Consider the following 12,326-nt stretch of genomic DNA (forward strand, 5'->3'; position numbering starts at 1 on the left):
CATAAAACCGTACAACAGGTTCGGGATGTGCTTAAAACAGGTCAAAATTCGAACCAAAGGAGAGCTGTTCTATGATAAAAAATACTTCTCACCGCCCTTTTCCACTGCCTGAAGGACCGTGGATGATGACGCAAACATGGAATCATGTATTATTTGCCCATTGGGCTGTCGATCCTGAAGCCATTCGCGGACAAATACCGGCGGCCTTGGAATTGGAGACATTCAACGGAAAAGCGTGGATCGGTATCTTGCCTTTTCTGCTGACAAATATGCGTCCCCGTTTTTTGCCGCCCTTTCCTTTCATCAGCAGATTTCCCGAGCTGAATGTCCGGACATATGTAGCATATAAAGGCGTCCCGGGCATTTATTTTTTCAGTCTTGACGCCGCTTCGCGCTTGGCCGTCGCCGGCGCGCGCTCAATGTTCCACTTGCCTTATTTTTACGCCGGGATGCGCTTTGCACAACATAAAGACCGCTTTCAGCTGACAAGCAGGAGAAAACGTTCACAAGCAGAGTTTTATGCAGAATATCAACCGGTTTCGGAGCCTTTCTCAGCTGATAAAGGAACGCTTGAATACTGGCTTGCTGAAAGGTACCGTTTGTACACCACGCATAAAAACGAGCTCTATTATGAAGATATCCACCATTCAGAGTGGCAGCTGCAGCAGGCTGAAGCTGATATTTTTCCGGGTCCGCTCACAAGCGCAAACGATCTCACACTCCCAGACACCGCGCCCCTTCTTCATTATGCAAAAAGGCAGCACGTCTTATTTTGGCCGCTGAAAAAGTGGGAAAGTGAAGAAACATAAAAAAGGAAGAGCTAAAAACGCTCTTCCTTCAACCTGTTTAAGCCGGTTTTGAAATTTCGCTTAAAGCTTCTCCCGCTTTCTCATCCGCATGTGAGACGGAGAGATCCCCCAAAGCAACGATTCCGACAAGACGGTCATCTTCAACAATCGGCAGCCTGCGAATTTGGTGTTCCGCCATCAGATCACCAGCCTCTTCAGCAGACATATCCGGGCGCCCTGTCACCATCTGTGTGCTCATGATATCCCGAGCAGCCGCATCTGTTTCATTTTCAGCTACACATCTGATAACAATATCCCGGTCTGAAACGATCCCCGTCAATTTTCCGTTCTCGCAGACCGGAATTGAACCTACATTGTAATCACGCATCTTACCGGCAATTTCCGCAATCGGGGCAGAAGGCTCGCAGCATTCAGCATTGGTTGTCATGATGTCCTTCAGTTTCATTCGGAATTCCTCCTTTATGATGGGGTTATTATGTGCTTTTCCGATATACCGCGGGCTTAAACCTATTTAAAAGAGCCCTTCCTTTTCATATATCGTTTTTTATCCCTCAATAAATCGCCGGTCCAGCCTTTCTTTTTCAAATACCAATACACAAGGGCGGTCGAAACGGCGATTAAAATAAGCGAAAATAAATAGCCGTACTTTAAAGAGAGTTCAGGCATGACTTCGAAGTTCATTCCCCACAGGGCGCCGAAAGCCGTCATCGGCGTAAAGATCGTCGTAAAAATCGTCAGCGCTTTAAAAATTTCATTGCCTCTGTGGGATGTCACCACTTCCTCGGAATGAAGCAAATAATTGATTTCATTCGCATACTCTTTGATCAATGACATGCCTCTGTCGATTTCGTAAAACGTCCTGCGCTGTTCGATTTCGTCAAACGATTTGGTTAAAAAAGTTTCTTTAAGGCCCATTGCAACCTTTTTCATCGATAAAATTAAACTTCTTATGACCAGGAGTTCGTGACGCCGCTTATGAATCAGTTCAATGATGCTTTTATTGTTGTCATGATGAAATCCCCACCTTACTTTTCCAAGGTGAACTTCAAAGTGCTCAAGTTCCTTCAAATACATTCTCATCAGTTCGCCCAGCAGGACCAGGAACACTTCAGGGGCGTCTTTGCATCGCTTTAAGTGTTGATCGATCGGCCTTCTGTTTGCCTCTTCAAATTGCGAGATATCTAAATTCATTGTGAAAAAATAGTCTTTCGTTAAGTAAAAATGAAATGCTGTCCGGTTTTGTTGAACTTCCGCTTCCTGGTCGTAAATATATGAACCGTAGATCGCTTCCTTGCCTTGAACGGCAGCATTGATATCAAGGCAATTGATGTTGGCCGAGGGAACGCCTTGAAACCAGTTTCGGCATTCCGGCCAATGATCGGGCTGGATCAGCCCTTGTGCTGTTGTTTTTTCGTGAGGGCCAAGCTGATACCATGTCCAGCCCTCTCCCTGAAAAACTCTCATACTTGTCTCCTCCTCTTCCGGCCCACTCGTTTTATATTTCTTTGCCCGCCCTCCGCGTAAATAAACATGATGTTTGCCGCGCTGCGGCACGTGGTATGAAGCCAGTATGAGTTTTTCATAGAAAATGAGGTGGCGCCTTCTTTACTGAGAAGGCGGGGCATTGGAGTTATTGAAGCTGATTGCAGTAGCAGGATTAATCGCATTTACGGGCTTTTTCGTCGCGGTCGAATTCGCCATCGTCAAAGTAAGGCGGACAAAGATCGACCAATTGATCATTCAGAAAAAAAAGGGCGCTCTTGCCGCAAAAGAAGTGACCTCGCACCTTGACGAATACTTGTCAGCCTGCCAGCTTGGAATCACCGTGACGGCATTGGGCTTGGGCTGGCTTGGTGAACCGACGATGCAGACCTTGCTGCATCCCCTTTTCTCAAAAATCGGCTTGAACGAGTCGATTACACATATTCTTTCATTTTTGGCCGCTTTTTTATCAGTTACTTATCTCAATGTTGTTGTCGGAGAGCTGGCGCCAAAAACGATCGCCATTCAAAAAGCGGAGACCGTTACGCTGCTTTTTGCACAGCCGATGATCTGGTTTTATAGAATCATGTTTCCTTTTATATGGCTGCTCAATCATTCAGCCCGCATGATCACAAGTCTGTTCGGCCTGAAGCCGACCGGTGAACACGAATTGGCCTATTCGGAGGAAGAACTGCGAACGCTTTTATCTGAAAGCTATCGAAGCGGGGAGATTAACCAAAATGAATTGAAATATGTAAACAATATTTTTAAATTCGACGAACGTACGGCAAAAGAAATTATGGTGCCGCGCAATGAAATGACCGTCTTATCTCTTGACGACAGTTTAAAAAAAGCGAAGCAGCTTATCAAAGAAACGAAGCACACCCGCTTCCCCGTCATGGAGGAAGACAAAGATCACATCACCGGAATGATCAATATAAAAGAACTGCTGCTGGCGGAGCTTGCAGGGGAATTTTCTTTAGAAACAAAATCGCTAAAGCCATATATCCATCCGGTTATCCATGTGATTGAAACGATTCCCGTCTACCAGCTGTTTGTCAAAATGCAGAAAGAGCATACACATATGGCGATTCTCGTAGATGAGTATGGCGGAACATCGGGTCTTGTGACGGTTGAGGATATTGTCGAGGAAATCGTCGGCGACATTCGCGATGAATTCGATACTGAAGAAGTATCTGCTGTTCAGAAACTCGAAGATGACCATTACATCCTAAACGCGAAAGTACTGGTCAGCGACGTAAACGACCTGCTTGGAATTCATTTATCAGATGAGGAGATTGATACAATCGGCGGCTGGATGCTGACGCAGAATATTGAGAGCAAGCCCGGAACGACGATCGAAAGTGAAGGATACCGTTTTAAAGTAAAAGAAATGGACGGACATCGAATCGTTGCAGTTGAGGTTGAAAAAACCGCTTAATCCCCCTTCTGTCGGATATTTCAGCCTCTCCCTGTCCGCTTTTCTCCCCAAAAACCATGTAAGGAAATCTGACATGTTCATCATGATATCTCCCTTTTGTCACTATAATGAAAGAAACAGAGATCTGCTCTCAATCTAAATGACTACGGAGGAATGAAACATGCAGATGGGGGATACAGTATTTATGTTCTTTTGCGCTTTGCTCGTGTGGCTGATGACGCCGGGCATCGCTTTATTTTACGGAGGCCTTGTAAGGAGCAAAAATGTGCTCAGCACCGTTATGCACAGTTTATCTTCAATTGCCATCGTTTCTATCATATGGATTTTGTTCGGCTATTCACTCGCTTTCGCTCCCGGAAACCCATTGATCGGGGGTTTGGATTGGATCGGACTGCACGGTGTCGGTTTTGAACCCAATGCCGATTATTCGGAGACGATCCCGCATACGCTTTATATGATGTTCCAATTGACATTTGCCGTCCTGACGACTGCGATTATTTCCGGAAGCTTTGCGGAGCGCATGCGCTTTCCGGCCTTTATTCTTTTCTCGGTGCTCTGGGCGGTTTTCGTTTATTCGCCTGTCGCCCACTGGGTATGGGGCGGAGGCTGGCTTGACGAGCTGGGAGCTATTGATTTTGCCGGCGGAAACGTCGTTCACATTTCTTCCGGGGTAGCCGGTCTGGTCGTTGCGATTGTTCTCGGCAAGCGGAAAAATATGAGCGACACCGCCCCTCACAACCTCCTTCTGACCCTGCTCGGGGCGACTTTGATCTGGTTCGGATGGTTCGGTTTCAATGTCGGAAGCGCGCTGACGATCGATGAAGTCGCCATGACCGCTTTTATCAACACGAATACGGCTGCGGCCGCGGGGCTGATCGGCTGGATTTTGGCAGAATGGCTGATTAATAAGAAGCCGACGATGCTCGGCGCCGTCTCGGGAGCGATTGCGGGACTCGTCGCGATTACGCCTGGCGCAGGTTTTGTCACGCCATTCTCATCTGTATGGATCGGGCTTATCGGAGGAATCGTCTGTTTCTGGGGGGTGTTTTCGCTCAAGAAAAAATTCGGGTACGATGATGCGCTCGATGCCTTCGGACTTCACGGGCTCGGCGGGACATGGGGCGGAATCGCGACAGGTTTGTTCGCGACGACATCTGTCAACGCAGACGGTGCCAACGGGCTTTTTTACGGAGACATCAGTCTCCTTTGGAAACAGCTGATTGCGATTGCTGCAACATATTTGTTTGTCGCAATCGTCACATACGCTATTATTAAGATAGTCAGTATCTTTTTTAAACTCCGTGCCTCAGAGGATGAAGAATCATTGGGCCTCGATCTTACGCTGCACGGCGAAAAAGCGTATCAAGATTAATTTGTCAGGAGTGATGGTATGAGCGGTCAAATGTATAAAGTGGAAATTGTAACCCGTCCTACAAACTTTGAAAAGCTGAAAACGGAGCTGGCCAAAATCGGGGTAACGTCCATTACGTTTTACAATGTACACGGATGCGGCCTGCAAAAAGGGCATACTGAGCTTTACCGCGGGGTCAAACGCGAAAGCAATGTGTATGAAAGGTTAAAAGTCGAAATCGTCGTCAGCAAAGTGCCTGTCGAAAAGGTGGCCGAGACGGCGCAAAACGTCCTGAAAACCGGGGAACCCGGTGACGGCAAGATCTTCATATACGAAATTAAAAACACCATCAACATCCGCACAGGCGAGGAAGGTCCTGACGCTTTATAAAAAAGATCGAAGCTCCCGGCTGGAGTTAAGCCGGGAGCTTTTCTAATGTTACAAAACAGCATCAATAACACCGTATGCCTTCGCTTCGTCCGCATCCATAAAGTAATCGCGTTCCATGTCGGCTTTTAGTTTTTCAATGGGCTGGCCCGTTCGTTCGTGAAAGAAGCGCTCGATTTTTTCCCTCAGTTTGATGATCCGCTTCGCTGAAATCTCCATGTCTGTCGCCTGTCCTTTGACGCCGCCGAGCGGCTGATGGATCATGATTTCGCTGTTTTTGAGTGCATACCGTTTGCCTTTTGCTCCGCCGGCGAGGAGAATCGCTCCCATGGAAGCGGCCATTCCGACGCATATCGTGCGGACATCAGGCTTCACATAATCCATCGTATCCAAAATTGCATATCCCGCGGAAGTTGATCCGCCCGGGCTGTTGATATAGATCGAAATGTCTTTTTCATTGTCTTCAGCTGACAAAAACAGCAATTGGGCGGTGACCCGATTGGCGAGGTCATCGTTGAATTCAGAACCGATCATAATGATCCGGTCTTTTAAAAGTCTGGAAAAAATATCGTACGATCTTTCACCGGCAGCCGTTTTCTCAATGACGTAAGGAATGGTGTTCATAGCATTTTTCCTCCTAGGCAGCGCACCTCATCATGCTGATGCAAGACGGCTGTGAAGCGTCGAAACGCCATGTCTGTTTGGCAAATTCGAGCAGATCATCGGGGTTGTGATGCAATATCGCCCGAACAAGCAGACCGATGTGTTCGTCATCCCCGTCCGCCGGCTCCTTTTGCAGAACCTCCGGAGAAAGCCTTTTTAATCGCTGACGCGATCTAAATAAAAGCGACTTGACGGATGATTCGGGCTTACCGAGCGTCTCGGCGATTTCGTGCAGCTGAAAGGAAAACACATCTTTGAGCAGAAAAATCGTTAATTGCTTCGGTGTTAAAATACCGGAAAGCTGTTTCAGCAGGTGCTCGAAGTCATCGGCCGCCTTCATGCGCTCTGCCCGCCCGTCTTCCAGATTATCTTCAGACAGAAAGCTTTCGCGCTTCCTTTTTCTGAGCAGGTCAATCCATTTATGCTTTGCAACCGTCTTTTGATAAGCATGTGACGCGTCTGTTCGATTGATTTCCATTAACTTGAGGATTGTATCCTGGACTAAATCCTCGGCATCCCATTTATCGCCTGTCATTCTCAGGCAATACTTTATCAGCGCTTGCTGTTCTAATTCATTCATGAATGCATTCACACTCCTTAAAAGAGGCCTCTTACTTAATAAACGGCTGGCTCCGCCGATTTGATACGGGTTTTTTTATGATTGTAACAAAAAAGGCGCCTATCGCATTTGATAGGCGCCCTGAGGGAAGCGTGCCTTATGACTGGCTTGAATCGTCAGACTGGGTTCCGTCTTGATTTTCTGACCCTTCAGACGAATCTTCCCGCTTGGTTTTGTCGTCTTTTCCATCTGTTTGATCTTTCGCTTTGTCTTCTGTTTTTGACTTTTCTTCAACAGAAGGCTGAGCAGGTTCTTTCACTTCAGACGCTTGTTCCTCCATTGCTTTTTCAATGCTGGAGACCGGCTTGTCCATGAAGTTCAGCGGGTTTAGCGCAACACCGTCTTTGCGGATTTCAAAATGCACATGGTTTCCGCCTTCTTCATTGTAAAGGTTTTTGCCTGCTTTTCCGATGACTTGATTTTGTTCAATCTTGTCACCTTGTTTGACGCTTACTTCAGAAAGAGACTGATACACAGTTGATAAACCATCTTCATGTTCAACTTCAACAACGTAGCCCAGTACAGGGTCTTTTGCAGCTTTGATGACCGTACCGCTTAGAGATGCGGAAACATCAAATGTTTTTCCGTCTTTCTCAGCCAAGTCGATACCTTTGCTCATGCTGTACGTGTTATTATAGTTTACAAGTGCTGCTTCTTTCTCTTCTTTAGTTGCGTCAGTTTCAAAAAACTTTTTAACGACGGAAACATTTTCAGAATCAGCAACCGGCATTGCGACATTTTCGACTGGTTTGCCTACTTCTACCGCATCATCCCGGTTATCATAGGCTGATTTCTTGCCATCGTCTGCAAGCTGGTCTTTTACATCGTTGTTAGAAGCCGATTGATACCATAGAACGGCGGTTAATACAACGACGGCACTTGTCAAATAGATGGCCGGAAATACCCAGCGTTTACGAAAAAATTGTTGCAGCTTTGTGATTTTGGAAGTACGATTCTTTTCTTCCTCTTTCATAACTCATCACCTCAGCAACATTCTGAACACTTTTCAGAAAATATATACATTTACAAAAAACTTTTTTCAATTTATTTTGCACCGGCTGTTTCGTTTTTATGTAAAACCGCCCTGAAAAACTGAAAAATGACCGGTATGCATGATAACGGAAAAAACGCCGAAGATATAACATATGAAGAAAGGATAGAGAGAATGAAATTACGAATCGCCAATCGGGAAGACCTTCCCGCAGTAGTCGATATTTACAACTCCACCATTGCGTCGCGAATGGTGACGGCAGATACAGAACCCGTCACGCCTGAAGAAAGGCTGAACTGGTTTTTGAGCCATACCGAAGAAAGGCCTCTTTATATTGTAGAAAATGAAAAACGGGATATCGTCGGCTGGATCAGCTTTGAATCATTTTACGGGAGACCCGCCTACGCCAAAACCGCCGAAGTCAGCATTTACCTTCATGAAGACCACCGCGGCAAAGGGGCGGGTTCTGCGGTGCTTGAAAAAGCGCTTGAAGCTGCTCCAAAGCTTGGAATCCGTTCTTTAATGGCGTTTATTTTCGCTCACAATGAACCGAGCATGAAGCTTTTCAAAAAATACGGCTTCACCGAGTGGGGACACTTTCCTGGAATCGCCGAGATGGACGGAATCCGGTACGACTTAAAAATATTAGGAAAAGAATTGAATGAAGCCTGATCATCATGACACGAAAAAAAGAGCTGTCATGCAGCTCTTTTTTCCATCAATCATTCAGCCAGCCTGCGCCTTCTGATCTCTTCTTCATTTAAAAATTCCAAAAAGCTTCTCATCACAGTAAACGGCTCTTCTTTGACCGCCCGAACGTAGCGGCTTTTCCGTTCATCTGAAAGCACTTCGCTTGCTTGCATCCGTTCCAATATATATTTCATCACCGATTGCTGAACATTTCTTTTTTGGTATGACGACTCTCTGAACAGCGCCATGCCGAATGCTGCACCTGCGGCAGCGCAGCCGATTTTTATCATTGAATCGGTTCCATAAGCTGCCTGCCCCCAAAAAGAGGAAAGATAAACAAATGAAGCAAGAAGCAGCGGAATCGCGATAAAAAGAAAAATCAGCCTTTTCTTTAAGAACGGCGCCGCCACGCGCTTGAGGTTATCCATTTCTTCTTTCATAAAGGCCGGCATTTGATGGAAACGTTCCATATCCATAATCAATCCCTCCCGTTTTGGTTAAAGAGGCGTTGGTCCGCTAATTAAATCACGCTTTTTATATGTATATCGTAACTTAGATCCAACATGTTTTACAGTTTTTTGCCTTCCTCCCTTTTTCTTTAGAAACTTTCCGGCCGCCGCCCCGTATAACATGAGATAGTTGCTTGAAAGGGGAGTAACTGTTATAAATGGAATGTATAAAAACAAATCCGTCTTGTGAGGTTCAATATGGATATTATTAAAAATATCAGTATCACATCGATATTTCTCGGTTTTATATTAGTTTTAAATACGCTTTTGGCAATCGTTGTGATCTTTAGGGAACGCCGGGATGCAAGCTCCTCCTGGGCCTGGCTCTTGGTGCTCTTCTTTATTCCCGTTCTCGGCTTTATCCTTTATTTGCTCTTCGGCCACAATTTGAGCAGAAATCACCTTTTTCAATGGGAAGACCGAAAGAAGATCGGGATTGAAAAAATATTGGAACAGCAGCTGACCAAGCTGAAAAACCGCGAGTTTGAATTTCGCAATAAAGCGACGGCGGACAGCAAAGACTTGATTTATATGCACATTTTGAATAACCACGCCGTTTTTACAGAAGACAATGCGGTCGAGCTGTTAACGGACGGACGCCAGAAATTCGACAGGCTGCTTCGCGATATTGAAAACGCCAAAGACCATATTCATCTTCAATATTATATTTATAAAGGCGATGAGATCGGCAAAAAGCTCCGGGATGCGCTCATCAAAAAAGCAAAAGAAGGCGTTGAAGTCCGCGTTTTGTATGATGAATTAGGATCAAGAAGCCTCAGGAAAAGCTTTTTCAAAGAGCTGAAAAAAGCGGGAGGATTTGTCGAAGTCTTTTTCCCGTCGCGCTTTAAATTTATCAATTTGCGCATGAATTACCGCAACCACCGCAAGCTCGTCATTATCGACGGCGTCATCGGCTATGTCGGAGGATTTAATGTCGGAGACGAATATCTCGGTCTGAACCCGGCCTTTGGCTATTGGCGGGACACGCACCTCAGAATCAAAGGAACAGCGGTCCACTCGATTCAAACGCGTTTTATCCTGGATTGGAATCAGGCCTCGCACCATCACGACATTACATATATGCCAAACCATTTTCCTGACATCGACTCCCACGGAAACATCGGCATGCAAATCGTCACCAGCGGCCCCGATTCAGAATGGGAGCAGATTAAAAACGGCTATATTAAAATGATATCAACGGCAAAGCGGTCCATTCTTATTCAGACGCCTTATTTTATACCGGACGCAAGCCTGCTCGATGCCCTCAGGATCGCTTGTCTGTCCGGCGTTGACGTCAGGATCATGATTCCTAACAAACCCGACCATCCGTTTGTGTACTGGGCAACCTATTCTTACATCGGCGAACTTTTAAAAGCAGGCGCCTCCGTATTTATTTACGACAACGGTTTTATCCATGCGAAAACGATTGTAGTAGATGAGGAAATTTCATCGGTCGGCACGGCAAATATTGATATGCGCAGCTTCAAGCTCAATTTTGAAGTGAATGCATTTTTATATGATGAGGAAATTGCGAGAAGCCTTGTCCTATCATTTGAAAAAGATCTGCAAGTGTCAAGGGAGCTGACCTTTGAGGAATATTTAAACAGAAGCAAATCGATCCGCTTCAAAGAAGCCATTTCGATCCTGCTGTCGCCGATTTTATAGCGCACAATTCATGCTGTTAAAAAAATCCTCCCGGAAACGGGAGGATTTTTGTTTTACTCACCAGAAGCTGCCGTACCTTTGGGTGCTGAAGCATGCTTGTCCATTTGACGGCCTGTGTCAGCGTCCTTGAGCTTGAGTGCGATGAAAAGCGCAGCCATGAGGAAACCGGCTGCACAGAGCAAAGCTGTCCGGTAAGCTGATAAATCAGGCTCTATGCCTGCGCTGGGCTGGCTGAGCACAGCAAGGACGCACGACATGACAGCAACTCCAAAGGCAGATCCGAGCCGGTTTTGCACATTAAACAGCGTTGTTGCCCGGCCCATTGAGGATGATGAAATGTTGGCAAAACAAACAACCTGCGCCGCACCAACCGCGTGCCCCAAGAAAAAGCCCGCTAAAAACAGCAGCAGCCTGAGAAGCCAAAGATTTGACCCATATCCGGTCAGGCTCAGCAGCCCAAACAGCACAGCAGCGCCTAACAGCGCAACGGAAATGACCCGCCTCGGGCCAAGCTTTGCCAACGACCTCGGCATCAGCTGGGACGCCAGCATCAAGCCTAATGCTTCGGGAAACGTAATCAGCGCAGTATCTGTCGCAGAGTAGCCGAGTGCTTCCTGACACAACAGCGGAAATATATAGAGCATGCCAAGCAGTCCGCCTGCTGTCAGAAGCGAAATGACGCTCATCATTCCAAAAACCCGGTCCTTCAATAAGCGAAGTTCAATCAACGGATGCTCAGCCTTCAGTTCGACAAAAACGAGGATTGCGAGGAGCATCATTCCCCCGGCCCCTGCTGCAAGCACATCCGGAGAGCCGAATCCACGCGCAGGCCCCTGGCTGAGTGCAAAAACCGCCAACGCCATTCCCGGCGCCGCCAAAAGGAATCCAAGCCAATCAAATCTGCCCGCTTCCGGCTCCAAATGTTCATGAAGATACAACAGGCCAAACAGCAGAATGATCATTCCGATCGGAATATTAATGTAAAAAATCCAGCGCCATGACAGCTGATCTGTCAGAAACCCGCTGATGATCGGCCCAACCGCAGGCGCGACGGCAATTGGAAGAACGAGGACTCTCGAAATTTTGGCCCGTTCATGCGGAGGAAACGTCCTGAACAAGATCGCCATTCCCACCGGCGTAATCAACCCGCCGCCGGCCCCCTGGATCACGCGAAATGCGTTTAACGCCGCCAGATTGTCAGCGATTCCGCATAAGGCGGATGCAGCTGTAAATATCGAAAGCGCGGCTAGGAAAACACGCTTTGTCCCAAAGCGGTCCCCAAGCCAGCCGGCTGCGGGAAGACAGACCGCCAAGCTGACTAAGTATCCAATGTTAACTGTGCCTGCAGCAGACGGCAATGTTTGAAATTCGGTCATGATGGCAGGCAATGCCATGTTGATGACACTCGCATCCATCGCAGCCATAAACATGGCTGTTACATATACAATGCTGACAACCGTCCTTTGATTGAACGGCCTTCTATTCATTGCTGACCGCCGTGTACTTCTGCAGCCAGCTTGATGCTGTTCGGCGAGAGATCGGTCCAATTCGAGCTGATATAGTCGATACAGGCGCTGCGGCTCGCTTCCCCGCAGACGACCTCCCACCCTGCCGGAATATGAATGAAGGCCGGCCAGAGTGAATACTGGCCATCCTGATTCATTAAAACGACATATGTGCCGTGTTCATTTTCAAAAGGATTTGTCATCGCTATCTCTC

Annotated in this window: 14 protein-coding genes; 6 read left to right on the top strand and 8 right to left on the bottom strand. The window is 46.9% G+C overall.

Annotated features, from left to right (window positions below):
• The first annotated feature begins 71 nt into the window (after window positions 1–71).
• On the top strand, window positions 72–809 hold the full coding sequence (locus tag MKY62_RS19300) for a DUF2071 domain-containing protein (RefSeq protein WP_003185925.1): 738 nt from the start codon (window positions 72–74) through the stop codon (window positions 807–809).
• A 37-nt stretch (window positions 810–846) separates the two neighbouring features.
• On the opposite strand, the gene MKY62_RS19305 is transcribed toward MKY62_RS19300, so the two are convergent.
• Window positions 847–1,254 (bottom strand): CBS domain-containing protein, encoded by a 408-nt coding sequence (locus MKY62_RS19305; RefSeq protein WP_003185927.1) that lies wholly within the window; start codon window positions 1,252–1,254, stop codon window positions 847–849.
• Between the two features lie 62 nt (window positions 1,255–1,316).
• Window positions 1,317–2,273, bottom strand: coding sequence for a magnesium transporter CorA family protein (locus tag MKY62_RS19310; RefSeq protein WP_003185929.1), 957 nt, complete (start codon window positions 2,271–2,273; stop codon window positions 1,317–1,319).
• Between the two features lie 160 nt (window positions 2,274–2,433).
• On the opposite strand from MKY62_RS19310, the gene MKY62_RS19315 reads away from it, so the two are divergent.
• From MKY62_RS19315 to MKY62_RS19325, 3 genes are all read left to right on the top strand, one after another.
• A complete protein-coding gene (locus MKY62_RS19315; RefSeq protein ID WP_003185931.1) occupies window positions 2,434–3,732 on the top strand; it encodes a hemolysin family protein in 1,299 nt (432 codons plus the stop codon).
• Between the two features lie 160 nt (window positions 3,733–3,892).
• Window positions 3,893–5,104 carry an ammonium transporter gene (locus MKY62_RS19320; RefSeq protein WP_003185933.1) on the top strand — a complete coding sequence of 404 codons (1,212 nt, stop codon included), beginning with the start codon at window positions 3,893–3,895 and terminating at the stop codon, window positions 5,102–5,104.
• 18 nt (window positions 5,105–5,122) lie between these two features.
• Window positions 5,123–5,473, top strand: a complete 351-nt coding sequence (locus MKY62_RS19325; protein WP_003185936.1) for a P-II family nitrogen regulator — start codon at window positions 5,123–5,125, stop codon at window positions 5,471–5,473.
• Window positions 5,474–5,521: 48 nt separating this feature from the next.
• On the opposite strand, the gene MKY62_RS19330 is transcribed toward MKY62_RS19325, so the two are convergent.
• The 3 genes from MKY62_RS19330 to MKY62_RS19340 all read right to left on the bottom strand — a co-directional run bounded on the left by MKY62_RS19330 (window position 5,522) and on the right by MKY62_RS19340 (window position 7,725).
• Window positions 5,522–6,094, bottom strand: coding sequence for an ATP-dependent Clp protease proteolytic subunit (locus MKY62_RS19330; protein WP_003185937.1), 573 nt, complete (start codon window positions 6,092–6,094; stop codon window positions 5,522–5,524).
• A 13-nt stretch (window positions 6,095–6,107) separates the two neighbouring features.
• A complete protein-coding gene (locus tag MKY62_RS19335; protein ID WP_017474248.1) occupies window positions 6,108–6,713 on the bottom strand; it encodes an RNA polymerase sigma factor in 606 nt (201 codons plus the stop codon).
• A 136-nt stretch (window positions 6,714–6,849) separates the two neighbouring features.
• Window positions 6,850–7,725, bottom strand: a complete 876-nt coding sequence (locus MKY62_RS19340; protein WP_003185941.1) for a M23 family metallopeptidase — start codon at window positions 7,723–7,725, stop codon at window positions 6,850–6,852.
• A gap of 192 nt (window positions 7,726–7,917) precedes the next feature.
• Between MKY62_RS19340 and MKY62_RS19345 the strand changes: the two genes are divergently transcribed.
• Window positions 7,918–8,415: a GNAT family N-acetyltransferase gene (locus tag MKY62_RS19345; RefSeq protein ID WP_003185943.1), complete on the top strand. Its 498-nt coding sequence runs from the start codon at window positions 7,918–7,920 to the stop codon at window positions 8,413–8,415.
• Window positions 8,416–8,465: 50 nt separating this feature from the next.
• Here the strand turns inward: MKY62_RS19345 and MKY62_RS19350 are convergent, their stop codons facing one another.
• On the bottom strand, window positions 8,466–8,909 hold the full coding sequence (locus MKY62_RS19350; protein WP_003185944.1) for a YwnF family protein: 444 nt from the start codon (window positions 8,907–8,909) through the stop codon (window positions 8,466–8,468).
• A gap of 249 nt (window positions 8,910–9,158) precedes the next feature.
• On the opposite strand from MKY62_RS19350, the gene cls reads away from it, so the two are divergent.
• Window positions 9,159–10,607 carry a cardiolipin synthase gene (cls, locus tag MKY62_RS19355; protein ID WP_025806104.1) on the top strand — a complete coding sequence of 483 codons (1,449 nt, stop codon included), beginning with the start codon at window positions 9,159–9,161 and terminating at the stop codon, window positions 10,605–10,607.
• 53 nt (window positions 10,608–10,660) lie between these two features.
• On the opposite strand, the gene MKY62_RS19360 is transcribed toward cls, so the two are convergent.
• Both MKY62_RS19360 and MKY62_RS19365 read right to left on the bottom strand, forming a co-directional pair.
• The gene (locus tag MKY62_RS19360; RefSeq protein ID WP_003185948.1) at window positions 10,661–12,094 is read right to left on the bottom strand and encodes an MDR family MFS transporter; all 1,434 of its coding nucleotides are present in this window, start codon (window positions 12,092–12,094) and stop codon (window positions 10,661–10,663) included.
• On the bottom strand, window positions 12,091–12,315 hold the full coding sequence (locus tag MKY62_RS19365) for an MbtH family protein (protein WP_003185951.1): 225 nt from the start codon (window positions 12,313–12,315) through the stop codon (window positions 12,091–12,093). The genes MKY62_RS19360 and MKY62_RS19365 overlap by 4 nt, the downstream gene beginning before the upstream one ends.
• Window positions 12,316–12,326 lie beyond the last annotated feature (11 nt).

It is taken from the genome of Bacillus sp. FSL R7-0646 (genome assembly GCF_037969865.1).
Taxonomy (GTDB): Bacteria; Bacillota; Bacilli; order Bacillales; family Bacillaceae; genus Bacillus; species Bacillus licheniformis.

Bases quoted from the DNA above. Each gene is read 5' to 3' on its own strand.
- MKY62_RS19325 (WP_003185936.1), top strand. From the start codon at position 5,123: ATGAGCGGTCAAATGTATAAAGTGGAAATTGTAACCCGTCCTACAAAC.
- MKY62_RS19365 (WP_003185951.1), bottom strand. From the start codon at position 12,315: ATGACAAATCCTTTTGAAAATGAACACGGCACATATGTCGTTTTAATG.
- MKY62_RS19345 (WP_003185943.1), top strand. From the start codon at position 7,918: ATGAAATTACGAATCGCCAATCGGGAAGACCTTCCCGCAGTAGTCGAT.
- MKY62_RS19340 (WP_003185941.1), bottom strand. From the start codon at position 7,725: ATGAAAGAGGAAGAAAAGAATCGTACTTCCAAAATCACAAAGCTGCAA.
- MKY62_RS19350 (WP_003185944.1), bottom strand. From the start codon at position 8,909: ATGGATATGGAACGTTTCCATCAAATGCCGGCCTTTATGAAAGAAGAA.
- MKY62_RS19320 (WP_003185933.1), top strand. From the start codon at position 3,893: ATGCAGATGGGGGATACAGTATTTATGTTCTTTTGCGCTTTGCTCGTG.
- MKY62_RS19310 (WP_003185929.1), bottom strand. From the start codon at position 2,273: ATGAGAGTTTTTCAGGGAGAGGGCTGGACATGGTATCAGCTTGGCCCT.
- MKY62_RS19335 (WP_017474248.1), bottom strand. From the start codon at position 6,713: ATGAATGAATTAGAACAGCAAGCGCTGATAAAGTATTGCCTGAGAATG.
- MKY62_RS19360 (WP_003185948.1), bottom strand. From the start codon at position 12,094: ATGAATAGAAGGCCGTTCAATCAAAGGACGGTTGTCAGCATTGTATAT.
- MKY62_RS19300 (WP_003185925.1), top strand. From the start codon at position 72: ATGATAAAAAATACTTCTCACCGCCCTTTTCCACTGCCTGAAGGACCG.
- MKY62_RS19305 (WP_003185927.1), bottom strand. From the start codon at position 1,254: ATGAAACTGAAGGACATCATGACAACCAATGCTGAATGCTGCGAGCCT.
- MKY62_RS19330 (WP_003185937.1), bottom strand. From the start codon at position 6,094: ATGAACACCATTCCTTACGTCATTGAGAAAACGGCTGCCGGTGAAAGA.